Genomic DNA, 23,447 nt, shown 5'->3' on the forward strand with positions numbered 1-23,447 from the left:
GTTTTTTTTGGCGTTATCAGTCACCTTGCGGCAACTACGGTGTATCCACCTTGATCATGTGTTCCATCTTGTCGCGCTTGGTCTTGAGATACTTTTCGTTCATCTCGCAGGCGTCGATTTCGATGGGTACACGTTCGGTGACCTTCAGGCCGTACCCTTCCAGGCCGACCATTTTCTTCGGGTTGTTGGTCATCAGCTTCATTTTGGAAACACCGAGAGCGACCAGAATCTGGGCACCGGTGCCATACTCGCGAAGGTCCGGCGGAAAGCCGAGCTTGACGTTGGCTTCAACCGTGTCGAAACCCTGATCCTGCAAGTGGTACGCCTTGATCTTGTTGCCAAGGCCGATACCGCGACCTTCCTGCCGCATGTAGACGAGTACGCCCTTGCCTTCGTTGCGGATCATGCACATGGCATCGGCCAACTGGGGGCCGCAGTCGCAACGCAGGGAGCCGAACACGTCACCGGTCAGGCACTCGGAATGGACACGCACCAAGGTGGGCTCGTCCGGGTGAATGTCGCCCATGTACAGGGCGATGTGGGTCTTGCCGTCTGCCTCGGAATGGAATGCCGCGGACTTGAACTCGCCCCAGCGGGTGGGCAGGTTGGCTTCGGCCACCTTTTCCACGGACTGGCCGTCGAATTTCATGCGGTAGGCGATGAGATCGGCAACGGAGCAGATTTTGAGGTCATGCTTTTCAGCATAGACTTCCAGATCAGGCATGCGAGCCATGGTGCCGTCTTCGTTCATGATTTCGCAGATGACAGCCGCGGGCTTGAACCCGGCAAGGCGGGCGATGTCTGAGCCGCCTTCGGTCTGTCCGGCACGAACCAGAACACCGCCGTCCTTGGCTCGGAGTGGGAAAATGTGGCCGGGGGTGACAATGGAGTCCGGACCTGCGCCGTCTTCAACGGCAGCCAGGATGGTGGTCGCACGGTCTGCGGCCGAAATGCCGGTGGTAACGCCTTCGCGGGCCTCGATGGAGACAGTGAAGTTGGTGCCGAAACCAGACTCGTTCTTTTGGGCCATCAACTCAAGACCGAGCTTGTCAGCCATGCTGTTGTTCATGGGCAGGCAGATAAGCCCGCGTCCATGGGTGGCCATGAAGTTGATGATCTCAGGGGTGACCGCTTCAGCAGCGCACACCAGATCGCCTTCGTTTTCACGGTCCTCGTCATCCACCATGATGATCATTTTACCTTGGCGGATATCCTCAATGGCGTCTTCAATTCTACACAATGCCATGCGTCGTTACCTCATAGAAAGATTTTTCCGAAACCGCAGCACGTCGCTGTCCTGACCTGCTTGCGCGGAACCAAATTACTTATCGTAAATGGTCGTGGTGGGAAAGGGGAAATTTTTCACTCAAAACTGCAATGATAACAAGCGGATGCTGATTTGATGTTCCTGGTCTTCCAACAAGGGAAGCTCCACGGCCAGAAGGAATGTAGTCATTGGAGGCCAAATGACAAGGGGATTAGAGTAGGGGGAGTTGTTTTTCCACGATCCGTTTGTGCGCCACGACACAGTTTCGACCCAGGGATTTTGCCTTGTACATGGCGTCTTCGGCTGACCGGATCAGGTGCTCGCGAACGGGGCCATCCGTGTTTTCGATGGATTCAAGGTCAGCCACGCCTGCGCTTATGGTCACCTTAAGGCGCGGGCCTTCCATGGTCAGGTCGTTTACTTCGACCACATTCCTCAACTTTTCCGCAGCCATTGCCGCCTTGTTGACGTCCAGGGCCGGGATGAGGATGGCAAATTCCTCGCCGCCGTACCTTGCGATGATATCCGAGGTGCGGATGTTGGCAGCCAGCAGGCGCGAAACCTCGGTCAGCGCCAGGTCGCCGTATTGCGCCCCCAGTTCGTCATTGATTTTGCGGAAGTTGTCGATGTCGATCATGATCAGCGACAGGTTGGTCTTGTATCGGACGGCCCGGTCCACTTCCTGCTCAAGGCGTTCAAAGAAGTAACGCCGGTTGGCGAGACCGGTCAGCGGATCGTTGACGCTTGTCTCTACCAGTACGTCGGTGGCAGCTTTCAGTTGTCTGGTGAGTCGCTGGGTAAGAAAAATGAAGGTTGCCACGATCACCGAGGTCCAGGCGGCCACAAAAGAGAAGACCATTGTCCGGTTGGCATCCATGGCCGATTTGATGGTCGAGATGTCAAAAATGGCAGCGCTCATCAGTATTGGTTCGGATCGGCCGTCAATGAGGGACAATCCCGCGCACACACCACAAAGAAAGACGGTCATGACCATGACGACCTGAATGGCGAACAGCAGCCAGATGCGGAAAGGGCGGGGTGTGGACAACTTCTTCATTGAATTCTCGGGATTCCGGTACTTTTTATCGATCTATTCTGGTTGAGCCTCCTATACATCAATGAGTGAAAGTTGAAAATACCGTTTTTGAAAAAAATGACCCGACTCGCTGTTGGCTGCGAGTCGGGTCGATTCATGGATTGTTTTTGATGCCGGGGCCTTTTGAGGTCCACTTGGGCCTCGATGTGCAAAGCCGGGCTGTGCGGATCAGGCGAGAGCCTCGTGCAGTTCCACTGTAGCCGGACGGCGAACCTGATCGGCGGACACGCTTCGTTCATTGGCGAGTCTGTCGAGCATGTTGGCCTGACGTCTGGACAAGGCGTTGTTGTCCAGGCTCCTGCCCGCATCATACACGCCGACGACCTCTTCAAGCACTTTTGTGGAGTGCGAGCGGCGGTACCACTGGAGGATGTTCAGATAATCTGCCTCGTACTTGCCCTGATAGAGCCAGCCGCCGCAGCGGTCGACAACCAGTCGTCGGGAAACGCACAGGCACAGTGGATCGATATTGCCCGGACGCACCAGTGAGCCGTTGTCGTTGACCGGCAGAAACGGCTTGTCAAAGGCGAGTTGCGTATCGATACGGGCGATGATCATCTCCGTATCCGTATACCGCATGTAGGTGCGCAAAGCGTGCTGCTTGATGACGTTGTCGTCATCAAGAAAAATGAGCTTGTCGCCGCTGGCAATCTTGAGCAGCGTGTTGCGTATGCCGTTGCCCCAGTCGTTATCCCTGGGCAGATTGAAGGCCTGGACCGGGTAGGCGCACTGCGGTGCTGTCCCCTTGACTCCGTCGAAGCCTATGAGAATTTCCAGTTGTTCCTTCTTCAGTCCTGCGAACCTGGCCGCCTTTTCAACGGATTCCACCGCCTTCTGCAAAGCCCTGGGCCGCCTGCCTGTAGAGGGAATTATGATCGAAAAGAGTGTGCCGTCCATGGCAGTGATCTCCTATCCCTCCCCCACTGTTCGTGCGGGTTTTACAAGTACGAATCTCGTCTTGTTTATTAAGCTGTATTGTTAGCGTATATTTCACCGCTTCATGGGTTGTATCGGCAAAGATGAGCAGTTTCTTTAGGGGGGCGTATCAAGTTGTTTGCATGGAAGTCGTCAACAGGGTCGGAATGAGCCAAGGTCAAAGTGGACCTTTGCTTCGTTTCCACGTACTATCTGCCACCAAAATCGATTCCGTGGAGTTAAACGATGAACGTAGCCAAATATATGCCTCTTTTGCTGTGCTTTTTCCTTGTTGGGTGCGGATATTCCGTTGGTCCCAGCAGCGACCACTTTGTTCTGGCCGAAAAATACCGAACAATGGGGATAGCTGAAGTGGACAACCCGACCATGTTCACCTGGCTTGAGCCACGTCTTCGCAAGCTGTTGCGCGACGAGATGACCAACCGTGGCGTGATTACCTGGGTGGATGATCGGGAGGATGCCGACGCGTTGATCTCCATCGATATCGAAAGTTATACTCGGCGTACCGCGGTGGAAGGCGAAAATGACGAAACCTTGCGTTCCAGCGCAAAGTTGGAGTTCAGCGCAGTGGTCCGTTCTGCCGTGGATGATTCTGTCCTCTGGAGCTCCGGCCGCATTACGCAGAGTTGGCCGTTCTTCTCCGGGCAGGAGTCCGAAGCCGATGAAGAAGTCACGCGCCTTGGCATCCGTGATTTGGCTAACAGAATGTCCCAGAACTATTAGAGTGGAATAGCATGAATCGACCCAAATACATTTTTCTTGTCTGTCCTGACCCGGAGCTGATCAAGTCCCACGTGGACGAGCGACTCAAGAGCTCGGGGCAGGACGGTTGGGAAATAAAGACATTCTGGGGTGATGATGACGATCCGCTGCCTCAGATATTCTGGACCGACCTGACGATCAAATCGCTTTTCCCGCAACCCAAGGCATTGATCGTGCGCCGCGCCCATGCCCTCAAGGCAGAGCATTGGGATAAGCTCGATGCCGGTGTCAAAGGCTTGGGGTCGGACATCTATCCGATTTTCTGTCTCGAAGGACAATGGAAGACCAAGAAGGCGCCCATTCCGGCCACACTGGCTCGACGAGGTCTGTTCAAGAAGGCCAAGGAAGCCGGTTGGATATGGGAATCGCAGGGATTGGATGCCCGGTCCCTGGGTGATTTCGTGCGGACATGGGCGCAAAAGAACAACATGGCATTTGAGCCGGGGGCGGATCGCGCCTTGGCCCAGGCATTGCCCGCAGATGCTGTCGCGGCCCGACTGGAGCTCGACAAGATCGAGTTGGCTGCCGGTGACGAGCGTATGGTCAAAAGAGAGCATGTCGGACTGATCGCCCAGACCGGAGAGATGGCGTTTTTCGATCTCATGGACGCCCTGAGTCGTCCGGGAGCCGAGGCCGCTGTATGGAAGCGGGTCATTGATGATCACGCAAAGGCTGCCAAGGACCAGATGCTTTTCAATCTTATCGGATTTTTGGCTTCACAGGCCCGGATGTTCGGGATGATCCTCGGTGGCGGCAAGGTCGCGGGTAATCCGTATGTCATCAAGAAAAAGACACCGGTTGCCCGTCAGCTTGGGCAGCAGGGCGTTGCGCGCATGATTGATCTGGCTCTGGAGGCCGAATATTCCATCAAATCGGGCGAGCGAAAGTACGACGAAGTACTGGACAGCCTCATCGCCGGTCTCATCGATCTGTTTCAGCCTAAAGCCCGGATGCGTCGTTGATAGGCTTATTATAAATCGTTCTAAATCATTCCTCACGTCTTGACTTCCCCGATATGAAACAAAAACAAAAGCCCCATTACGTAGGCCACCGGCAGCGCCTGAAAGAGAAGCTGGCCGGTGAACCTCGCAGCCTGGCTGATTATGAGATCATGGAACTGGTTCTGGCTTCCGTGCTTCCCCGGAGGGACACGAAACCGTTGGCCAAGGCCTTGATCGAGCGCTTTGGATCTTTGAAAGACGCCATGATGGCCCGCCCTGATCAGCTTGACGAGATCAAGGGTGTTGCCGCCGGAGTGAAATACCACTGGCAGCTCATTCAGGAGCTGTTCGCCCGCATGGGTGAGGCGCAGGCCCGGAGCGGCGAGCCTCTGTCTGACCCTGTTGAGGTGGCTCGTGCTGCCATGGCCCGCATCGGCAACAAGGGAACCGAGGAATTCTGGGCGGCCTTTCTGGATTCCAAGAACCGGGTGATCGCCTGGGAGCAGGTCTCCAAGGGTACGGTCAATGCCACGCCGGTTTTTCCGCGGGAGATCATGGCTACTGCACTCCGACTGGAGGCGGTCTCCATCATCCTGGCCCACAACCACCCGGGGGGCGACCCGAGGCCGTCTTCGGAAGATATCTTGCTGACGGCACGGATTCAGGAAACGGCGCAGGCATTGGATATTCGCGTGCTGGATCATCTGGTGGTGACGGATACCGAGTTCTATAGTTTCAATGATCATGGGCGGATGTGATGGAAGAAATTGTAGCAGTCATACACGGCAAGGTGCAGGGAGTCTGGTTTCGGGCCTGGACCCGAGACATCGCCCGCGAGCTGGGAGTTGCAGGCTGGGTGCGTAATCTTCCCGATGGGAGTGTGGAGGCTCTTGCCCAAGCGGAAAAGGGCGTCCTGGATCAGTTTATTGAGCGTCTGCACGACGGCCCACCCTTGGCAAGGGTGACGGAGGTCGTTGTGAAAAGTGGAGACAAAGAGACAGTCTTCGACTCGTTTGACGTACGTAGATAAGAAGTGTCAAATTGCATAAAAATCGGACTTGCCAACCCGTTTTGACGACTTATTTGGGTAAAACAACCAGATTTTCACAGAAATAAAAGGATGAAACCTTGAGCAGGAAAAAAAGTAAATCGCCCATCAAGCCGACAAGGATCAAGCGCAAAAAGCCTGAATCCGGCGGCAGGAAAGGGCCTGCAAATAAGCCGAAGCGCCCGGAAAGCGCGCCTGTCGAGCCTGGTAAAGGCGAAGAACTGCCTGATATCATTGAAGCGTTGACCAACGCTCCCGGAACAGCGTCCCTGTTTGGCGACGGTGATGAATTGGCCGGTCCGAATCCGGCGGATATTCCTTCCACCCTTCCGGTGCTTGCCGTCAGGGATATCGTTGTTTTCAATTACATGATCCTTCCTCTTTTCGTGGGACGGGAGAAATCCATCCAGGCCGTGGACGCGGCACTGGCAGGGGACAGGTATATCCTGATTCTCACCCAGAAGGACGAAAAGGTCGAAGACCCGAACCCGGACGAAATGTACATGACCGGCACCGTCGGCATGATCATGCGTATGCTGAAAATGCCGGATGGCCGTCTGAAGGTGCTTGTACAGGGATTGGCCCGTGCCAAGGTGAAGCGTATCACGTCCAGTGATCCGTATCACATCGCAGAGCTTGAACCGCTCATCGAGCCGGAAGTGCCTGAACTGACCAGCGAGCAGGAAGCGCTTATCCGTTCTTCCCGCGAGCAGTCCGAGCGCATCCTGACCCTGCGCGGGATTTCCTCGCAGGATATCATGTCCGTGCTCAACAATGTTTCCGAGCCGGGGCGTCTGGCTGATCTCATCGCATCCAACTTGCGAATGAAGGTTGATGTCGCGCAGAAGATTCTCGAATGCCAGGACCCCATGGATCGACTGGAACTGGTCAACTCCCAGCTTCTCAAGGAAGTGGAAGTTGCCAATATGCAGAACAAGATCCAGACCATGGCCAAAGAAGGCATGGACAAGGCACAGCGTGACTTCTACCTGCGTGAGCAGATGAAGGCCATCAAGCGCGAGCTGGGTGACGACGGTGACGATTCCGAAGAGATGGAGGAACTCAAGCAGGGTATCCTCAAATCCGGCATGCCCAAGGATGTCATGAAAGAGGCGCACAAGCAGTTGCGTCGCCTTGAATCCATGCACGCCGAATCCAGTGAAGCCACTGTCATCAGAACATATCTCGATTGGATGATTGAGCTGCCGTGGAAAAAGCTTTCCCGCGACAGGCTCGACATCAAAAAGGCCGAGACCATTCTGAATGAGGATCACTATGACCTTGAGAAGGTCAAGGAACGTATCCTCGAATATCTGAGTGTTCGCAAGCTCAACCCGAAGATGAAAGGTCCCATCCTTTGCTTCTCCGGCCCTCCCGGTGTGGGTAAGACCTCTCTTGGTCGATCCATTGCCCGTTCCCTTGGCCGCAAGTTCCACCGTATGTCGCTTGGCGGCATGCGCGACGAAGCAGAGATTCGCGGTCATCGCCGGACATACATCGGCGCCATGCCCGGACGAATCATCCAGGGAATCAAGCAGTGCGGTACCCGTAACCCGGTGATCATGCTCGACGAAATCGACAAGCTCGGTTCGGACTTCCGTGGCGATCCGTCTTCGGCATTGCTGGAGGTGCTTGATCCGGAGCAGAACTACTCCTTTACCGATCACTACCTGAATGTGCCGTTTGACCTGTCCAAGGTGATGTTCATTTGTACGGCCAACATGCTGGATTCTATTCCCGGCCCGTTGCGTGACCGCATGGAGATCATTCGCATCCCCGGTTACACGGAGCAGGAAAAGACTGCTATTACCCGCCGTTACATTATCCCTCGTCAGGTCAGCGACAACGGCCTCAAGGATGATGAACTGGAGGTCTCTGACAAGCTGGTCGCAAAAATCGTTCGTGAGTACACCCGCGAAGCCGGGCTGCGTAATATCGAACGGGAAATCGGAACCCTGTGCCGCAAAATGGCACGCAAGAAGGCAGAAGGGGAGAAGGGACCGTTCAAGGTGACGGCCAAGAACCTCTACACGCTGCTCGGGCCGCCGCATTTTCTTGACGATGAAAAGGAAACCAGCCTGCCTCCGGGCGTTGCCGTGGGCTTGGCCTGGACACCTGTGGGTGGCGAGTTGCTTCACATCGAAGTAACGACCATGCCCGGTAAAGGCCGTCTGACACTGACCGGTAAGCTCGGTGATGTGATGAAGGAATCGGCTCAGGCCGCCCTGTCCATCGCCCGTGCTCGCGCCGACGAATATGGCATCGATCCGAAGTTCAACGAGAAGATGGATATCCACGTTCACGTTCCGGCTGGTGCCACTCCCAAGGATGGCCCGTCCGCCGGTGTCACGTTGGTCACGGCACTGATCTCGGCATTGTCCAATGCTCCGGTCAACCCCGAGATCGCCATGACCGGTGAAATCAGTCTCCGTGGTCGTGTCCTGCCTGTTGGCGGTATCAAGGAAAAGATTCTGGCCGCGGTAGCCCGTGGCATGAATATTGTCCTGATCCCGGCCCAGAACAAAAAGGACCTCACCGAAATACCGGAAGAACTCCGCAAGCGGATCAAGATCAAGACCGTCGAAAAGATCGAAGAAGTCTGGCCCCTTGCCAAAGCATAACGGCCATACTCAATAAGTATAAAAAGCCCCGTCATCCGATGACAGGGCTTTTTTTATAAGCAAATTTTTATCGTATTCAATTCATGCTGCTCGGGTGTGAGTGAGAATTGATCAATCTCCCAGCAGGCTGTCGATATCTACTTCTTCGCCGTCCTCCACCTGGTGGGAGCGCTGTTGCTGGGCGCGGCCTTCTTCCGGGGCGTCGAAGACGGGCTTCTCGTCGAGGGGCACCTTCGGTTCCTGTTGCTCGATCATGCGGCGGGCGGCGGCAGCGACTTCCGGCGGGACCGGCGGCTTGTCGTATTTGACCAGCAGGGATTCGTCGTCAGAGAGCGCCACTATCACATGGCAAAGGTCCTGAGTGACTTCGAGTTTCGGATTGATCCGATGGGAGAGAAGCAGGCCGTCAATACACCCTTCCCAGTCCTTGTTTTCGTAAAGGGCGCGAGCGTAATTGTAATAGAGATTCTCGTCATCTTTGACCATCTCGATGGCTCGGCGATAATACTGAACCGACTCATCAAACAGGCCGATTTTGCGCAGGGCGATGCCGAACTCATTGAAAAGATGCTGATTCTTGCCGTCAAAGGCAGACTGAATCTGCACCAGTTCATTCATGATCTCGCGTGTCCGTTCCACCTCTTTTCGCGTGGAGCAGATCAGGCCAATGCCGAACAGGGCGCGGATATTCCGGGCTTCGAGCTTGAGAGCACTGCCGTATTCCATCTCTGCGCTGTACAGGCGGCCTTCCTCACGAAGCGCATCGCCCCGATCCAGGGTCTCGGCCAGTTCTTTCATGGCCGGGAGAACCGTGGTTTCGTAGTAGCCGAAATGGGGGGTGTACTCATTGATGAGCTTATGCAGGGGGATGGTGGCCGGTTCGCCGTCGGGCAGATCATTGTCGTTGATTTGGCGAAGCTCGATGCGCTCGGGGCCGGTTTGATGCGCATACCAATACTGGCGATCATCAGACGTGGCATCGTTCGTATCGCTCGTGTCCGAGTCAGATATCGAGGAAAAGACGCATTTGATGATCCCGTCTTCTGTCAGATAGTCCCAACCGGAGACCGTTCCATTGCTCTTGGGCGTATCACCCAGATCAAGCTTGAAATCATCCTTATCCATAACTCTTGATCGCATCAGCTCTTTTGGTGAAAGACATGGCCGAAGTAGCCCCATTCCTCATTGCGGTCCACACCGACATTTCGCCCTGCACCGCCTTTCCAGGTGACGCCCACTGCCAACTCCAGTTTGAACTTTCCACCAAGAAGGCGAGTGCAGTTGTCAATGGAGAGGGTGACGTCCTCCTGGCGGAAGGCATCAACATCGTCCCATCGAAAGCTCAATGCCGTGTCGCGTCGGGCATGATAGACACCGAGGACGTCCTTGGCCTTGCCCTGACTCAGGAACTGTTCCGGGCGAGGGATACGGCGGGCGGCATCGACCTGTGTAAAGGATACGGGTCGGCCTTCGTGGAATATCTCCATGCCGAATTCTTCGTCCTGCATGGCAATCCCTTCGCTGACAAAAAGTGGTGACAGGTTTGCCCCAACCACCTGATTGACCTGTTTCACTTTCTGGGAAGAGGCCACTCCCAGCGCTATATCCATGAGAAGGACATGCCACTCTCTGCGTCCATAGGCGGCCACTCCGGCAGAGATCGTCTGTTGCGAGAGGAGTATGGCCCCGACACGATAGCCGGTGCCGAACATGGTGACGTCCAGCCGCTTAGACACGTTTTCCTCCTAAACCTTCCGTGGGAAATTCCATCATTGCTGAAGAGTTGCTCTTTTTTAGTAGTGTTTTGACTTGTTCCGCGATTTCAGTTGGTACTTCTGGTTTGCCGTGCTTTTCCCGCTTCTTCGGATCATCCGCCATGATGGACATGACTTGTCCCAAGCTAATTGCTGCGGTGTGGTCGGGGTCGAGTTTCAGTGCCTTTTCCACGAAAAGGAAGCAGTGCTCCCAGTCGTTTTTCTCATAAAAAACACGGGCCAGATTGTAAAAGAGATTCTCGTCATCTTCGGTCAACTCGGAAGCGCGAGTGTAGTAGCGTATGGATTCTTCATAGAGCTGGTTCTTTCGCAAGGCAATGCCGAACTCGTTGAACAAGTGCTTGTGGTCTTCGTCGAAAGCCGCCTCCATGGCGACCAGTTGATCGAAAACCGCCAACCCCTTTTCCCTGTCGTTGCGTTCCAGGTACACAAGCCCCAGCCCGAAGATGGCGCGGACATTGGTTTCGTCAACATCCAGCGCCCTGGTGTATTCCATCTCGGCTGAAAGCGGCTTGTTGTCCTCACGGTGCTTGTCGCCCTTGGCAAGGGTCTTGTTGAGCGCCGCCATGGCCGGTTGTACCTGCTGGTTGTGAATCTCGACCTCAGGGGTATACTCCGAGAGCAGGGTCTCGCGGTCTACGTATGTCTCATCGCCCACGGGAACGAACTGCGGATTTATTTTGCGTATGGCATACGAATCCTCGTCGCACTGCTTGGCGAACCAGAGGTTTTTACTCTGTTGCTTTTTTGCGGTGGTTCCGGTCCCGACTTTGAAGGTCGTCACCGTTGAGAAGACGCACTTGAGAGGCTCGTTGGTGTTCTCGAGCCCTGGACATCCCGGTTTAACCTGTGAACGCATTTGGGTCCTGGTTTGCATTGTCTATCTGCCCGGCACTGATGTGGCCGGAAGTCATCCCCCCGATGACAAAGATGTAAGTAGTGTATATGTTACCGCCGATTATGTCGATTCCAATAAACAGTTGTTTTGATCAGTCTCCACCTTACCGCTCACCACTTTCACCGTCATTTATAATGTGGGACTGGACAAGCACGGATGACGATTTATCCTACTTTACGGTTGCGGTGGGCATGTAGGAACCGACCGTTGCCAGTATTGACCTTTTGAGCTATTGAGTCTCTCTGTCCCGACAGCCTTTGGTTGTGGATAAACCATGCATTCGGAGTAATACATGCCGATATTTGAATATATTTGTAACGATTGCGAAAAAGAATTCGAAGAACTCGTATTTGACAGGGATGAATGTCCCAATTGTCCCGGCTGTGGGTCTTCGAAAACCGAAAAGCTGATGAGCGCGGTTCGTTCTCGCGTTGGCGGCGGTGCACCGGATATGGGAGGCGATTCCGAAATGGCCTCCGCTCCTTCCGCCCCCAGTGGATGCGCCGGTTGTTCCGGCGGCGACTGTTCCAGCTGCGGCTAATTCCAGACCGCCTTCTCAAAACGGCACCAGACCACAAGGATATCATGAAACAACTCGTCATTGCCACGCGCGGTAGCGCTCTGGCCCTCTGGCAGGCCAATCATATTAAGGATCGACTTGAAGCCGAACACCCCGGACTGAGCGTTGAACTGCTCAAGATCAAGACTAAAGGGGACAAAATTTTGGACGTCCCGCTGGCTAAAGTCGGCGGTAAAGGTCTGTTCGTAAAGGAAATCGAAGAAGCATTGTTGGATGGACGCGCGCATATTGCGGTTCACTCCATGAAAGACGTCCCCACCGAACTGCCTGAAGGACTGGAAGTCGGCATCATCCCCGAGCGTGAAGCACCGACCGATTCTCTGCTCTCCGTCCATTATGATGGACTGAAAGGGCTGCCCGAAGGTGCTGTCGTCGGCACCTCTTCCCTCCGTCGTCAGTCGCAACTGGCCACCCTGCGTCCCGATCTCAAGATCGAGTCCCTGCGCGGCAACCTCGATACCCGCGTCAATAAGCTGCTCAATGGCGACTTCGATGCCATTGTTGTTGCCACCGCCGGTTTGAATCGACTGGAAATTTCAGCGCCCAAGCAGGAGATCCTCGGACCGCCGGACTTCCTTCCTGCTGTAGCCCAGGGTGCCCTCGGTATCGAATACAATAAGGATAATACTGAAGTGATCGAAATGCTTCAGTTCCTCGATCACACCCCCTCCAAGCATCAGGTGATGGCTGAGCGCGGTTTCCTGACCGGTCTTGACGGTGGATGCCAGGTACCCATTGCCGCATGGTCTCAGCTCGATGGCGACATGGTTCGCCTCACCGGCTTTGTGGCCGATGTCGATGGCTCCAATCCCATCCGCATGATGGCTGAAGGCAAGGTCGAGAATGCCTGGGATATCGGCATGATTCTGGCCGGAAAAGTCTTGGAGCAGGGCGCCAAGGAAATCCTTGATCGCGTCTACGCTCGCGAATCCGCATAGTCTTTGATTGCTCCGGCCCGGCATTCCGGGCCGGAGTTTCTCTATTGGCTATCACTGAATCGTTATTGCTGTTCGCAATAAATTCTGAATCCCGAACGGGACAATTGTGATAAATAGATGTCCAGAGCTAAATTTTCAGTAAAAAAAGTCACCAAAATCAAGATGGTTGGGGAGCGAACTCTTCGCGATCCCCGAAATCCCCTAAAGGTTTCCATCGCCAATCCGATAAGAACCGTAAATACACTGCAACAAATACATTGCAAGGAGGTTCGAATCATGGAAGTTGGTAGTCTCAACGTAAGTGCATTCAATCAAGCGGATCAGATGAAGAACATCCGCAAGGTTCGGCTGCAGCGAGAAGTTTTGGAAAACCCGGAAATGGCCCGTGACCTCGTCAAGGTTCAGGCTTCAGGTACCTACAACGCGAAGGGTGAAGTCATTCAGGCTGTCGCCGGAGATCTTGGAAATGCATAAGAAACGTGGTTCGTTACACGAGTAGGGCCGGTGCACCGCATCGGCCCTATTTTTTTGGCTGATCAAAATCGCTTTTTCCCCTTTCCCTATCTGCACATCTCTCTATTTCAAGACTTTACAAGCAGAATATGAATGCCGCTTTGCGGTGATTTATTAGATGACTTCGCCTCCGGCGGCCAAAGGGCGAGCCCTTTTGGAATCCTGTGTCGCCGCTGGCGAAGGGTATGTGGGTAGAACAAGTCGTTCGCTGGCTTTTCTTGGCGGTGCGCTTCGGTAAACTCGCCCCGAAGGGCAAATGGGATGCAAGGGCGGTAGTCCGTTTCGGGGCTGATTGTTCGCTGTTGCACGGAAAAGTGGTTTTGTGTATAATTTTTGAACGAAACTTGTTTCAGGATTCATCAAAATAGCGAGAGTTGGTGCGAGAGGACATAGAGTCAATTAGGTTCTCTATCCTAGCTGGATGGTCCTGAAAACGTCAGGCAATCTCATGGTCGATCAAATCATTATAGTAGGTATCCCTATTCTGGCCTCCGTGTTCCTTGCTGCTTTGTCGCCGAGGAAGAAGGGCGTTTAGTTGTGTCGGTGTATCCTGATCGAAATTTTCGCTGCAGCCAAACATCTTAGGCAATCAGAAGATGTATGCTTTTCAATGGCGATAATTCCAGATTAATATGGTTGCAGAATAGACTCGAGGATAAACCGTACCAATGAAGATACTTGTAACGGGTGCGACAGGTTTTTTGGGCCATCACGTAATTTCTACCCTTGTTGAAAGAGGGGTGGAAGTAGTGGCCACAGGGCGCAGTCTGAGTAAGATGAAACAGGCGCCGTGGGCTGATGCCGTTACGCTAGTCCAAATGGATTTGGATCAACTACCAGACTCCCTCATGGATCAGTTGCACCACCCTAGCCATTGTGTCCACCTGGCGTGGCCTAACCTGCCCGACTATAAGTCCGAAACCCATCTCAATCATAGTCTGCCTCAAAGCAAGAATTTCCTATGCAAGCTCATCGATCAAGGGATTCAGAAAATTCTGGTGGCAGGAACTTGTTTTGAGTACGGAATGCAGGAAGGGGAGTTGTCTGAAAAGTTTCCCCCTCGTCCTGACAACCCATACGGTCGAGCCAAAAATCAACTTCGCTTGGAACTGGAAAGTTATCTGAAAGACAAAGATACGGATTTACAGTGGGCACGACTTTTTTACATGTACGGCAAAGGGCAGAATCCCAAATCTCTTTTTGCGCAACTCCAGAAGGCCATTCAGTCTGGTTGCGATGAATTCGACATGTCCGGCGGTCAACAGATTCGTGATTATCTGCCAGTGGAGGAAGTCGCGGCGGCCATTGCAGATCTTATTTGTCACCCTACTCACACCGGTACGATAAATGTTTGTTCCGGAGAGAATGTTCCCTTGCTTGATCTTGTGAAAAGATATCTCGAAAATCACAACGCAGATATCAAATTGAATCTTGGCGTATTCCCGTATCCCGACTGGGAACCCTTCAAGTTTTGGGGGGCCCCTCACCTATTGGAAAAAGTGAGAAAGCAACGATGAAATGCCCCCTGTGTAACGAAACCGAAGCTATTCTCATATACTCCAATGCTGCTGTTCCGGCTTTTCAAAACAGGGTGTACGAAAATAAAAACGACGCTTTGAACACCCCATGTTTCCCGGTGGAACTCATGCAATGCACCTCTTGTGGCTTTGCATGGAACCATTTGTTTCACCCTGAGGTCATGGAATATGATGAATCTTATCAAAATGAGCAAGCGCACTCCTTGGCTTTCCAAAAACACCTGAATGACACGCTTGGAGTGGTTAATAGTATCGCTAAGCCAGGACAAAACGTCATTGAAATAGGTTGTGGAAAGGGTGTTTTTTTGAGCATGATCCGGGATGCCGGTTACAAAGTCACAGGCTACGACCCGGCCCATGAAGGCAACGATCCCGATGTTGTGTCGGAATATTTCAACAAAGAACTTGATGTGACTCCAGGGGATATTGTCGTTCTGCGCCACACACTGGAGCATGTGGCGGCTCCTGTTGAGTTCCTTCATGCCATCTGTGAGGCCAACGGGTTCACTGGTAAAATACTGATCGAAGTCCCTCGATTCGAATGGATTGTTCAAAGGCGGGCTTTTTGGGACATCTTTCATGAGCACTGTAATTATTTCACGGAATCCTCTATTGCTGGCCTTTTTGATGAATGCTCCGTAGTTCCGTGTTTTGAAGATCAATATATGTGGATAATCGCCGATATCAATAAGCTCAGAGAATTCACATCTTGCAAAAAAAGCTGCCAAGCTACAGTCGATCCCAACATCTTTTCTGATGAAGTGGAGCGGCTGAAGAAGTATGTGGCCCTTCGCCCTGGTTGCCTGATATGGGGTGCTGGTGCAAAAGGGATTGCATTCGCCAATCAGGTCGATCCTCAAGGGACGGTGCTTGGCGGAATCGTCGACATCAGCCCTAAAAAACAAGGCCGTTATGCGGCTAAAAGTGGTCACTTAATATTATCGCCCGATGAGCTGCGAGATCATGAAAATGCAGACATCATCATAATGAACGAAAATTACAAAGATGAAATACAAGCCATGTGCGAAAGAAATCCTAACGCACTGCTGACATTAGGAGAAATATGAGCAATCCAATTGAAGATTTCAAGAAAGAACGGCAAGAACGCATTAACGCGCAGGGCAGCAATGAGAAACTGAAATCAGCTGCAGACAGTTTTATGCGTGAGTCGATCAAGACAGGATATTCATACAACTTTCATTGGCTCGGGCGTCCCATCATACAGTATCCTCAAGATATCATCGCAATGCAGGAACTCATATGGAATGTGCAGCCTGATATTATTATTGAGACCGGTATCGCACATGGTGGAACTGTGTTGTTTCACGCCTCAATGCTGCAGCTTTTGGGCGGCGAAAGAAAAACCGTTAGTATTGATATCGATATTCGCGACCACAATCGTGCCGAAATTGAGGCACATCCCATGTGTAAGAACGTCACCATGTTGCAAGGTTCTTCCATCGACTCCGAGATTGTGGAATCAGCCTTCGACCTTGCCAAGGGGTGCGAGAACCCCATGGTGATTCTTGACTCTAATCATACCCATGAACATGTCCTTGAAGAAATGAAATTATACTCACCTCTTGTCAAAAAAGGTTCATACATGGTTGTTTTCGACACGGTCATTGAAGAACTCCCGGAAGAAGCGTCTGCCGATCGTCCGTGGGCGCCTGGTAATAACCCCATGACTGCTGTTGACGAATTCCTGAAGACAAATGACCGCTTTGTGCGTGACACGGACATTGACAACAAACTCATGTTTTCAGTCGCTCCTCGCGGCTACTTGAAATGCATCAAAGATTGATAGGTGTTATTCAAGGGCTTCAAGGCCAGGGTAGGCGCTCTTTGACCCCCAAGGTGTTGTTGAGCGTGCCTTCCTCTCAGGACCATGATTAATTGAAAATCCGGCTTTCACTCTCTGGATATAATTATCCTATCTAGAGGGTGAAAGCCTGCTCAATCTCGGATCGCAGACTGATCGACCTATGGGTATGAAGTTCGCTGCACTCTTTCACTCCGTTTTACAACTAGAGTGTGGCTTTTTCGCTATTGGTCATTTTTCGGTAACAAGAGATAAAATCTGAATGCCGCTTTGCGGCGATTTATTGGATGGCTTCGCCTCTGGCGGCCAAAGGGCGAGCCCCTTTGGAATCCTGTGTCGCCGTTGGCGAAGGGTATGTGGGTAGTTGGCGGTGTACTTCGGCAAACTCGCCCCGAAGGGCAGATGGGATGCAAGGGCGGTAGTCCTTGCCCGCCGGAGGCGAAATCACCTGACCAATCCCGCCGAAGGCGGTTTCCCATGAATATCTTTAGGCAAAAGAAAAGGCCGCCCAAACGAGCGGCCTTATATTTTGTTTAGATGAGGGGGAGGAGTGTTGGTGGCGTTATGCTGCCACGCGTTCCTTCGCCCTGCGATAGGCGACGATATCGTCCACGGTGCATACGGGCATATCGTGCTTGTTGGCGAATTCGATGATTTCGGGCAACCGGGCCATGGTGCCGTCGGGGTTGGTCACTTCGCATAATACGCCACATGGCTCGAAACCGGCCAGTCGGGTCATGTCCACGGTCGCTTCAGTGTGTCCGCCGCGCTCAAGAACGCCGCCACTGCGGGCGCGGAGCGGGAACACATTGCCGGGGCTGGCGATGTCGGTGGGCTTGGCGTCTTTTGCGATGGCAGCCTTGACCGTGGTGACGCGATCGGAAGCGGAAACACCGGTGGTGACACCTTCGGTGGCCTCGATGGAAACGGTGAATGCGGTCTGGTACTGCGAGTTGTTTTCCTCGACCATCATGGGCAGGTTGAGTGAACGGACTTTTTCATCGGTCATGCAGAGACAGACGATGCCGCTGCACTCGCGGATGAGCAGAGCCATCTGTTCGTCGGTCAGCGTTTCTGCCGCAAAAATGAGGTCTCCCTCGTTTTCGCGATCCTCGTTATCGGTAACAAGGATGCCGCGACCTTCGCGCAAGGCCGTCAGCGCATTCTCGACACGCTCGATGGCATCGCCGAAATCAGTGAGTTGGGTTTTCTGATTCATCTGAATCTCCTCTTTGGAAGATGGTGAATCAGGGCGCAAGGATAGACAGTGGAGCACGGCGTGGCCGTGTCTCGGACGCGTGCCGGGTGAAAAACCGACAGCGGGTGACTGCCTCATTCTCTTTCTTCCGGACTCTTACCGTCGGCCCCGGATTTACACCGGGTCTGCTTGACCTTCTCCACACGGAGAAGCGCTCGCGGGCTTTCTGAAAGATCAGATTACCGCCGGTGGGGACTTCCACCCCGCCCTGAGAACAAGTGCATGCAACCTCATATAATTCCCCCTGAATGTCAATAGAAAGGAGTGTCTTCCGGGGAGAAATCAAGAGAGGGCGGAAGGAGTGAAAAGCCGAAGCTATGCCGATGGGATAGTGAAAAAGAAACTGCTTCCTTTGCCTATCTCGGATTCGACGCTGATGGTGCCGCCATAGTGCTCGACAATCTCTTTGCAGATCGCCAGCCCGATGCCTGTTCCGAGTGAAGGTGTTTCCCTGTCACCCCGATCAGCTTGATAGAACAGCTCGAAGAGCCGAGGAACGTCATTGGAGCTAATGCCCTTGCCGGTGTCGGAAACAGAGAACTGTACACCGTCCGGCACTTTGCTGGCGGATATCTTGATGTAACCATCCTCGGTGAACTTAACGGCGTTATTCAACAGATTGATGAGGACCTGATGGAGCCGGTCTTTGTCTACATGCACATGTGGAAGTTGCGGCTCGATGTCGACCAGCAACTCGACGGCGCCATTGGATTCAATGAGTCCGGCGATAGATTTTGCCGCACGATTGACGATTTGGCCGGGGGCGACATTGGCATCCCGCCAGATGATCTTGCCCGCTTCGATTTTGTTGAGGTCAAGCATGTCACCGATGAGTGTGCCGAGGCGCTTGGTTTCATTGTGAACCACGGTGAAGTTGGTCAGATGCTTTGAGACCTTGGTTGTCAGGTCTTCTTGTTGTTTAAGGTGCGGGCTGAAATGCTTTTTGAAATCACGTTCCATCAGTTTGACGAACCCGTGGATGGCTGTCAGCGGGGTGCGCAATTCATGGGACGTGGCCGACAGAAAGTGGTTCTTTGCGATATCGAGTGTTCGCAGTTCCTTGTTGGCTTTTTCCAATTCCTTGGTCCTGTCTGCCACTTTGTCTTCGAGCTCATCACGGGCTTCGCTCAACTTGCGCTGATCGGATTCCAGTCTTTCAAGCATCATGTTGACGCTGTATGCGAGCTGGGCAAGCTCATCGCTGCCGCTGATGTTAACCCTGTCAGTGTGGCCGGAAATGCGGATGCGCTGGACCTGTGAATTGAGCCGTTCCAGTCGTGAGAGAACGCGTCTTTGGAGAATGATGAAGATCAGAATGCCTGCAACGAGAATGACTACGGCCATGGAAATGGCACTGAGCTGCGAAACGGATTTGCCCAAATTCATGATGCGCCGATCAGATGACACCTGAATGACAAGGGCGGGCTTGTTGTATATGTCGCCAATGGTGATGAACCCTTTGATGGTGTCTTCACTTTCCGGGATGATAGTGGGATCAGGCGTGGAGTGAGGAAGGATATCGCTCGATTCGTCCCAATCAATGGGTGACTGTGCTTCAGTGAAAACCGTCATGTCCAACACCAGGTCTTCTGCTATGGTTTCGACCAGTGCAGGAGAAATATGTCGGGCCATGAGAAAGTGACCGATATCAGTACCACGACCTGCTGAAGTGAATATTTGTCGAACAGAGAATACGTATGGCTTGCCCCCGACTATGACGAATCCGCCTCGTCCGCCTTCATCTGAGATGGCCGGAAGGGTTTCGGGTTGGGCCATGATGTCTCTCAGAAACTGATTGAGCGGTTGGTTCTCACTGCCATCTTCGTTGTATGCCTTTCCGAAAACAGTTTTACCGTCGCCATTGTTGATGATCATGGCAGCCAGATGCTGCTCCTGAAATGTCAATGGCATCAGGTTTGATGTGCGATAGTCTTCATTGCCGTCCATGGCGAAATCGAAGGTGTCGTCCCAGGAACTCCAATCCCATAAAAAAAGATCAAGTCGATGTAACTGATTGTGCAGTTCATTTTTGGCACGAACCACATGAGAGGTAATCTCTTCCTTTTCCAATTGCAGAAAAGCGCCACTTACAAGGCGGTTGGTTATGGCGTATCCAACTGACAGAACAATGACAGCAAGTATGCCTAATGATGCAAAAAGTATGTTTCGCAGCTTCATGAATTACCTGTAATCCACTCTTTCCACCGTGTATATTAGTAATTCATCCTGAAGAAGATATTGTCGGATCAGAGAAGTAATTTGAATATCTTCCGAATTGAGGGCAAACACCCTCTTGCCGCCATTTGAAAAAAGGGGTACCCAGTTCTCCATGCATGAAATGTCTATAGTTCAATCCATTCTCGGTATTCTGCAGGAAGAGATGGTCAAACACGATGGCAAGAAGCTCAAGAAAGTGGTGATCAAGAACGGCGCACTGGCCGGGGTTGTCACTGAAGCTCTGAAGTTCGCCTGGGACGCCATGACCCCCGCAGAGGGTTTTGATGGTGCCCAACTGGAAATCATTGAAGTGCCTATCAAGGTAGCTTGCGGTGACTGTGGTGAGGAGTTCATGCCGGAGCATACGCGCTGCATGCCTTGTCCGAAGTGTGACCAGCTGCTGGGGCATACCGTGATCCAGGGGAAGGAAATGCTTATCGATTCGATTGAAATCGACGACGAGCAGTAACATATATCAGGAGAAAAGCATGACACAGGAAGTCACTATCGTCCGCAATGTCCTTGAGGCCAACGACCGTCTGGCCGAAGAACTCAAGGCGACATTCAAAGAGAAGAAGATTCTCTGTCTGAATCTCATGAGTTCCCCCGGCGCTGGTAAGACCACGCTGCTGGAACGCACCCTCACCGATTTGAAGGACGAGTTCAAGATGGCTGTCATCGAAGGCGACCTGCAGACGGATAACGATGCGCAGCGTGTCGCTGCCACTGGTGCTCAGGCCGTCCAGGTCAACACCGAAGGCGGTTGTCATCTTGATTCCGGCATGGTGCTGGATTCTCTGAAGTCCATTGACATGGAAGGACTTGATATTCTGTTCGTGGAAAATGTAGGCAACCTCGTCTGCCCGGCTGAATTTGAAGTGGGCGAAGATTACAAAGTGACCCTGCTTTCCGTGGCCGAAGGGGACGACAAGCCGGAGAAGTATCCCCTCATGTTCCATATTTCCGCGGTCATGCTGCTGAACAAGGTCGATCTGATGCCGTATGTGGATTTTGATCTGGATAAGGCAAGCGGACATGCGACCAAATTGAACAAAGACATCAAGGTCATTCCTATTTCCGCACGTAGTGGAGAAAACCTTGAGGAGTGGTACTCCTGGTTGCGCGAAAAGCGGGCCGAAAAGCAGTAACCGCTGGGAACCAATATGGTTTTACAATCCCGTCCGCATTGTGCGGGCGGGATTTTTTTGTGCCTGTCGGGCAAAGAGCATCCGGCTTTGAGGAAGAATGCACGCAATGCGAGTATTTTACCTGCTGGGATTATATCCTGTTCATTCGTGAGCTTTTCCCATTGGCAGAAATTGTGGGGAGGCGTATGTTGTAATCATGTCTTTCCCGGATGACCTGGCTTTAGACGATATTTTCTCCTCCATAGCCGACGGCCTGTTTACGGTCGATGCGGAGTGGAACATCACGTTCTTCAACGAGGCGGCCCAGCGTATTACCGGTATGTCGTCCAAATCGGCGCTGGGCAGCAAATGCTGGGATGTCCTCCGGTCGAGCCTTTGTGACGGCAACTGTGCCGTGGCCGAGTGCATGGAAACAGGGGAACGGCTGAACAATAAATCCATATCCATTGAGCGTGCGGACGGTACTACGGTCCCGATTTCCATCTCCGCTGCCCCATTGCGTAATAAGCAGGGGCAGGTGGTCGGCGGCGTGGAAACATTCCGTGATTTGACTGAAATCAACGGCATGCGGAAACGGGTGCATGACCTGTACGGCGTTGAGGATATCGTCGGGCGTAGTTCGGCGCTGAACCGGGTTCTCAAAATACTCCCTCAGGTAAGCGACAGCTCGGCTACCGTGCTGCTTTCAGGGCGGTCGGGAACCGGCAAGGAGCTGTTTGCCAGCGCTATCCATAACCTGAGCCCCCGCAAGGAGAAACCGTTTGTGGCGGTGAACTGCGGAGCATTGCCCGAGACCCTGCTGGAATCGGAGCTGTTCGGATACAAGGCCGGCGCATTCACGGATGCACGAACCGACAAACCCGGGCGCATCGAGCGGGCAGAGGGCGGGACCATTTTCCTGGATGAGGTCGGCGATTTGCCCGGACCGTTGCAGGTGAAGCTCTTGCGGTTTTTGCAGGAACGGACCTTTGAGCCGCTTGGCGGTGTCGAGCCGGTCCAGGCCGATGTGCGAGTTGTCGCTGCAACCAATCGTGATTTGGAACAGGCCGTGGCAGACAGTTCATTCCGGCGGGACTTGTACTATCGGCTCAATGTCGTGAACCTTCCGCTTCCCGCGCTGACAGAGCGACGAGAAGATATTCCGGTACTGGTCGAGCACTTTGTCGATCGGTTCAATGCGTTGCAGGGCAAGTCATTGGATGGAGTCAGCAGTGAGGTGCTGCAACTCCTCATGTCATACGACTTCCCCGGCAATGTCCGGGAGCTGGAAAACATCATCGAGTATGCCTTTATTTTGTGTTCAACAGGCCCTATTCAGGTTGAACATCTGCCCGACAATCTCCAGTTTGCCAAAGGCGGGCTTGGGCGCGATCTCTTCAAAGGGACCATGGATGAAATCAAGTGTCGCGCAGCCCAGATCGCCCTTGAGCGTAACAACGGCAAAAAGATGGCAACCTGCCGTGAATTGAAGATCTCCAAGGATACCCTCCGTCGTATGCTTGCTCGCTGCGGTTTGGGCTAAAAATTCGTCCTTCTCCTCTTATGATAGACGCATTTTGCGTCGCTTCTTTTGTCGCGTTCCCTGCAAAATGTTGAAATGTGGACGATAATTTTTTGGCATGTTCCGTGCTAAATCCGTTTGTCGGTTTTGGCAGTATAGATCAGTCAAGCGGCGGCGGATATCTTCAGTATCATACCTTGTCGAGGAAGGTCCCTGTGTCGTTTTAGCAAAAGAGGTTGTTATACCGTAACTTTTCATGCACACGGTGCCCATATTTACCCCGCAGGCCTCCTATCCCTTCCCTCAAAGGACCCTATGGACAGGACATCCGCCATATTGGCCTGCGGGGTATTCCGCTGTCGGGTGGCGCAATTTGCCGCACCTGGCGAAAACGCATCCCTTTTTTTGCAGCGCAAGTTTTCGCATGTATTAATCCTTTCTATGGAATTGGCTGAAACCGTTGGTAAAAGCAGACTTATTCGCTCTGTAATTTGACTTTTCCCTTCTGATGAGTATTTCTCTGAAACCGTCGGCGTTACGCCGGTCTATCGGTACGCAATTCAACGGCGGCCAGGAGCCGTCATATTA

At 52.9% G+C, this 23,447-nt stretch carries 22 protein-coding genes and 1 riboswitch; of the genes, 14 read left to right on the top strand and 8 right to left on the bottom strand.

From position 1 onward, the window contains the following. Window positions 1–34: 34 nt before the first annotated feature. From DPRO_RS12650 to DPRO_RS12660, 3 genes are all read right to left on the bottom strand, one after another. Complete coding sequence (locus tag DPRO_RS12650) at window positions 35–1,246, bottom strand: bifunctional 3,4-dihydroxy-2-butanone-4-phosphate synthase/GTP cyclohydrolase II (protein WP_097012374.1); 1,212 nt, start codon at window positions 1,244–1,246, stop codon at window positions 35–37. A gap of 232 nt (window positions 1,247–1,478) precedes the next feature. Further along, window positions 1,479–2,324: a GGDEF domain-containing protein gene (locus DPRO_RS12655; RefSeq protein ID WP_097012375.1), complete on the bottom strand. Its 846-nt coding sequence runs from the start codon at window positions 2,322–2,324 to the stop codon at window positions 1,479–1,481. 207 nt (window positions 2,325–2,531) lie between these two features. Beyond that, the gene (locus DPRO_RS12660; protein ID WP_097012376.1) at window positions 2,532–3,260 is read right to left on the bottom strand and encodes a glycosyltransferase family A protein; all 729 of its coding nucleotides are present in this window, start codon (window positions 3,258–3,260) and stop codon (window positions 2,532–2,534) included. 264 nt (window positions 3,261–3,524) lie between these two features. Between DPRO_RS12660 and lptE the strand changes: the two genes are divergently transcribed. From lptE to lon, 5 genes are all read left to right on the top strand, one after another. Next, entirely contained in the window at window positions 3,525–4,022 is a 498-nt protein-coding gene (lptE, locus tag DPRO_RS12665; protein ID WP_097012377.1) for an LPS assembly lipoprotein LptE, read from the top strand. Window positions 4,023–4,033: 11 nt separating this feature from the next. Further along, entirely contained in the window at window positions 4,034–5,023 is a 990-nt protein-coding gene (locus tag DPRO_RS12670) for a DNA polymerase III subunit delta (protein ID WP_097012378.1), read from the top strand. Window positions 5,024–5,076: 53 nt separating this feature from the next. Next, a complete protein-coding gene (gene radC, locus DPRO_RS12675; protein ID WP_097012379.1) occupies window positions 5,077–5,760 on the top strand; it encodes a RadC family protein in 684 nt (227 codons plus the stop codon). Further along, window positions 5,760–6,032 (top strand): acylphosphatase, encoded by a 273-nt coding sequence (locus DPRO_RS12680; RefSeq protein ID WP_097012380.1) that lies wholly within the window; start codon window positions 5,760–5,762, stop codon window positions 6,030–6,032. Before radC ends, DPRO_RS12680 begins: the two co-directional genes overlap by 1 nt. A gap of 98 nt (window positions 6,033–6,130) precedes the next feature. After that, window positions 6,131–8,671, top strand: coding sequence for an endopeptidase La (gene lon, locus DPRO_RS12685; protein ID WP_097012381.1), 2,541 nt, complete (start codon window positions 6,131–6,133; stop codon window positions 8,669–8,671). Window positions 8,672–8,782: 111 nt separating this feature from the next. On the opposite strand, the gene DPRO_RS12690 is transcribed toward lon, so the two are convergent. From DPRO_RS12690 to DPRO_RS12700, 3 genes are read right to left on the bottom strand one after another with little or no spacing between them, the layout of a single operon-like run. Then, window positions 8,783–9,796 (bottom strand): tetratricopeptide repeat protein, encoded by a 1,014-nt coding sequence (locus DPRO_RS12690; RefSeq protein WP_097012382.1) that lies wholly within the window; start codon window positions 9,794–9,796, stop codon window positions 8,783–8,785. A 14-nt stretch (window positions 9,797–9,810) separates the two neighbouring features. Then, window positions 9,811–10,407, bottom strand: a complete 597-nt coding sequence (locus tag DPRO_RS12695; protein WP_097012383.1) for a hypothetical protein — start codon at window positions 10,405–10,407, stop codon at window positions 9,811–9,813. Continuing rightward, complete coding sequence (locus DPRO_RS12700; protein ID WP_097012384.1) at window positions 10,400–11,323, bottom strand: tetratricopeptide repeat protein; 924 nt, start codon at window positions 11,321–11,323, stop codon at window positions 10,400–10,402. Before DPRO_RS12700 ends, DPRO_RS12695 begins: the two co-directional genes overlap by 8 nt. Before the next feature lie 313 nt (window positions 11,324–11,636). Between DPRO_RS12700 and DPRO_RS12705 the strand changes: the two genes are divergently transcribed. From DPRO_RS12705 to DPRO_RS12735, 6 genes are all read left to right on the top strand, one after another. Next, window positions 11,637–11,885, top strand: coding sequence for an FmdB family zinc ribbon protein (locus tag DPRO_RS12705; RefSeq protein ID WP_097012385.1), 249 nt, complete (start codon window positions 11,637–11,639; stop codon window positions 11,883–11,885). Window positions 11,886–11,929: 44 nt separating this feature from the next. Then, on the top strand, window positions 11,930–12,862 hold the full coding sequence (gene hemC / locus DPRO_RS12710; RefSeq protein ID WP_097012386.1) for a hydroxymethylbilane synthase: 933 nt from the start codon (window positions 11,930–11,932) through the stop codon (window positions 12,860–12,862). Window positions 12,863–13,138: 276 nt separating this feature from the next. Beyond that, window positions 13,139–13,336, top strand: a complete 198-nt coding sequence (locus DPRO_RS12715; RefSeq protein ID WP_097012387.1) for a hypothetical protein — start codon at window positions 13,139–13,141, stop codon at window positions 13,334–13,336. A gap of 707 nt (window positions 13,337–14,043) precedes the next feature. After that, window positions 14,044–14,892 carry an NAD-dependent epimerase/dehydratase family protein gene (locus DPRO_RS12725; RefSeq protein WP_097012389.1) on the top strand — a complete coding sequence of 283 codons (849 nt, stop codon included), beginning with the start codon at window positions 14,044–14,046 and terminating at the stop codon, window positions 14,890–14,892. Then, a complete protein-coding gene (locus tag DPRO_RS12730) occupies window positions 14,889–15,980 on the top strand; it encodes a class I SAM-dependent methyltransferase (protein WP_097012390.1) in 1,092 nt (363 codons plus the stop codon). Before DPRO_RS12725 ends, DPRO_RS12730 begins: the two co-directional genes overlap by 4 nt. Beyond that, window positions 15,977–16,717: a cephalosporin hydroxylase family protein gene (locus DPRO_RS12735; RefSeq protein WP_097012391.1), complete on the top strand. Its 741-nt coding sequence runs from the start codon at window positions 15,977–15,979 to the stop codon at window positions 16,715–16,717. The genes DPRO_RS12730 and DPRO_RS12735 overlap by 4 nt, the downstream gene beginning before the upstream one ends. A 580-nt stretch (window positions 16,718–17,297) precedes the next feature. Here DPRO_RS12735 and ribB read toward each other — a convergent pair. Together ribB and DPRO_RS12745 are read right to left on the bottom strand one after the other, a co-directional pair. Further along, window positions 17,298–17,954: a 3,4-dihydroxy-2-butanone-4-phosphate synthase gene (ribB, locus tag DPRO_RS12740; protein WP_097012392.1), complete on the bottom strand. Its 657-nt coding sequence runs from the start codon at window positions 17,952–17,954 to the stop codon at window positions 17,298–17,300. A gap of 111 nt (window positions 17,955–18,065) precedes the next feature. Further along, window positions 18,066–18,213, bottom strand: a riboswitch (FMN riboswitch). 95 nt (window positions 18,214–18,308) lie between these two features. Beyond that, a complete protein-coding gene (locus DPRO_RS12745; protein WP_097012393.1) occupies window positions 18,309–20,171 on the bottom strand; it encodes a sensor histidine kinase in 1,863 nt (620 codons plus the stop codon). A gap of 160 nt (window positions 20,172–20,331) precedes the next feature. Here DPRO_RS12745 and DPRO_RS12750 point away from each other — a divergent pair, with 160 nt between their 5' ends. The 3 genes from DPRO_RS12750 to DPRO_RS12760 all read left to right on the top strand — a co-directional run bounded on the left by DPRO_RS12750 (window position 20,332) and on the right by DPRO_RS12760 (window position 22,880). Beyond that, window positions 20,332–20,679 (top strand): hydrogenase maturation nickel metallochaperone HypA, encoded by a 348-nt coding sequence (locus DPRO_RS12750; protein ID WP_407681388.1) that lies wholly within the window; start codon window positions 20,332–20,334, stop codon window positions 20,677–20,679. A gap of 19 nt (window positions 20,680–20,698) precedes the next feature. After that, entirely contained in the window at window positions 20,699–21,358 is a 660-nt protein-coding gene (gene hypB / locus DPRO_RS12755) for a hydrogenase nickel incorporation protein HypB (protein ID WP_097012395.1), read from the top strand. Between the two features lie 196 nt (window positions 21,359–21,554). Then, a complete protein-coding gene (locus DPRO_RS12760) occupies window positions 21,555–22,880 on the top strand; it encodes a sigma-54 interaction domain-containing protein (RefSeq protein ID WP_097012396.1) in 1,326 nt (441 codons plus the stop codon). Window positions 22,881–23,447: the final 567 nt, after the last annotated feature.

The sequence above is a fragment of the Pseudodesulfovibrio profundus genome (assembly GCF_900217235.1).
In the GTDB taxonomy this organism is placed as follows: Bacteria; Desulfobacterota; Desulfovibrionia; order Desulfovibrionales; family Desulfovibrionaceae; genus Pseudodesulfovibrio; species Pseudodesulfovibrio profundus.

What these genes read in the sequence shown, in the direction of transcription:
- DPRO_RS12690 (WP_097012382.1), bottom strand. Translation starts at nt 9,796, where the DNA reads ATGGATAAGGATGATTTCAAGCTTGATCTGGGTGATACGCCCAAGAGC.
- radC (WP_097012379.1), top strand. Translation starts at nt 5,077, where the DNA reads ATGAAACAAAAACAAAAGCCCCATTACGTAGGCCACCGGCAGCGCCTG.
- DPRO_RS12655 (WP_097012375.1), bottom strand. Translation starts at nt 2,324, where the DNA reads ATGAAGAAGTTGTCCACACCCCGCCCTTTCCGCATCTGGCTGCTGTTC.
- DPRO_RS12700 (WP_097012384.1), bottom strand. Translation starts at nt 11,323, where the DNA reads ATGCAAACCAGGACCCAAATGCGTTCACAGGTTAAACCGGGATGTCCA.
- DPRO_RS12725 (WP_097012389.1), top strand. Translation starts at nt 14,044, where the DNA reads ATGAAGATACTTGTAACGGGTGCGACAGGTTTTTTGGGCCATCACGTA.
- lptE (WP_097012377.1), top strand. Translation starts at nt 3,525, where the DNA reads ATGAACGTAGCCAAATATATGCCTCTTTTGCTGTGCTTTTTCCTTGTT.
- ribB (WP_097012392.1), bottom strand. Translation starts at nt 17,954, where the DNA reads ATGAATCAGAAAACCCAACTCACTGATTTCGGCGATGCCATCGAGCGT.
- DPRO_RS12735 (WP_097012391.1), top strand. Translation starts at nt 15,977, where the DNA reads ATGAGCAATCCAATTGAAGATTTCAAGAAAGAACGGCAAGAACGCATT.
- DPRO_RS12670 (WP_097012378.1), top strand. Translation starts at nt 4,034, where the DNA reads ATGAATCGACCCAAATACATTTTTCTTGTCTGTCCTGACCCGGAGCTG.
- DPRO_RS12650 (WP_097012374.1), bottom strand. Translation starts at nt 1,246, where the DNA reads ATGGCATTGTGTAGAATTGAAGACGCCATTGAGGATATCCGCCAAGGT.
- DPRO_RS12715 (WP_097012387.1), top strand. Translation starts at nt 13,139, where the DNA reads ATGGAAGTTGGTAGTCTCAACGTAAGTGCATTCAATCAAGCGGATCAG.
- DPRO_RS12705 (WP_097012385.1), top strand. Translation starts at nt 11,637, where the DNA reads ATGCCGATATTTGAATATATTTGTAACGATTGCGAAAAAGAATTCGAA.
- hypB (WP_097012395.1), top strand. Translation starts at nt 20,699, where the DNA reads ATGACACAGGAAGTCACTATCGTCCGCAATGTCCTTGAGGCCAACGAC.
- DPRO_RS12660 (WP_097012376.1), bottom strand. Translation starts at nt 3,260, where the DNA reads ATGGACGGCACACTCTTTTCGATCATAATTCCCTCTACAGGCAGGCGG.
- DPRO_RS12750 (WP_407681388.1), top strand. Translation starts at nt 20,332, where the DNA reads ATGTCTATAGTTCAATCCATTCTCGGTATTCTGCAGGAAGAGATGGTC.
- DPRO_RS12680 (WP_097012380.1), top strand. Translation starts at nt 5,760, where the DNA reads ATGGAAGAAATTGTAGCAGTCATACACGGCAAGGTGCAGGGAGTCTGG.
- DPRO_RS12745 (WP_097012393.1), bottom strand. Translation starts at nt 20,171, where the DNA reads ATGAAGCTGCGAAACATACTTTTTGCATCATTAGGCATACTTGCTGTC.
- DPRO_RS12760 (WP_097012396.1), top strand. Translation starts at nt 21,555, where the DNA reads ATGTCTTTCCCGGATGACCTGGCTTTAGACGATATTTTCTCCTCCATA.
- hemC (WP_097012386.1), top strand. Translation starts at nt 11,930, where the DNA reads ATGAAACAACTCGTCATTGCCACGCGCGGTAGCGCTCTGGCCCTCTGG.
- DPRO_RS12730 (WP_097012390.1), top strand. Translation starts at nt 14,889, where the DNA reads ATGAAATGCCCCCTGTGTAACGAAACCGAAGCTATTCTCATATACTCC.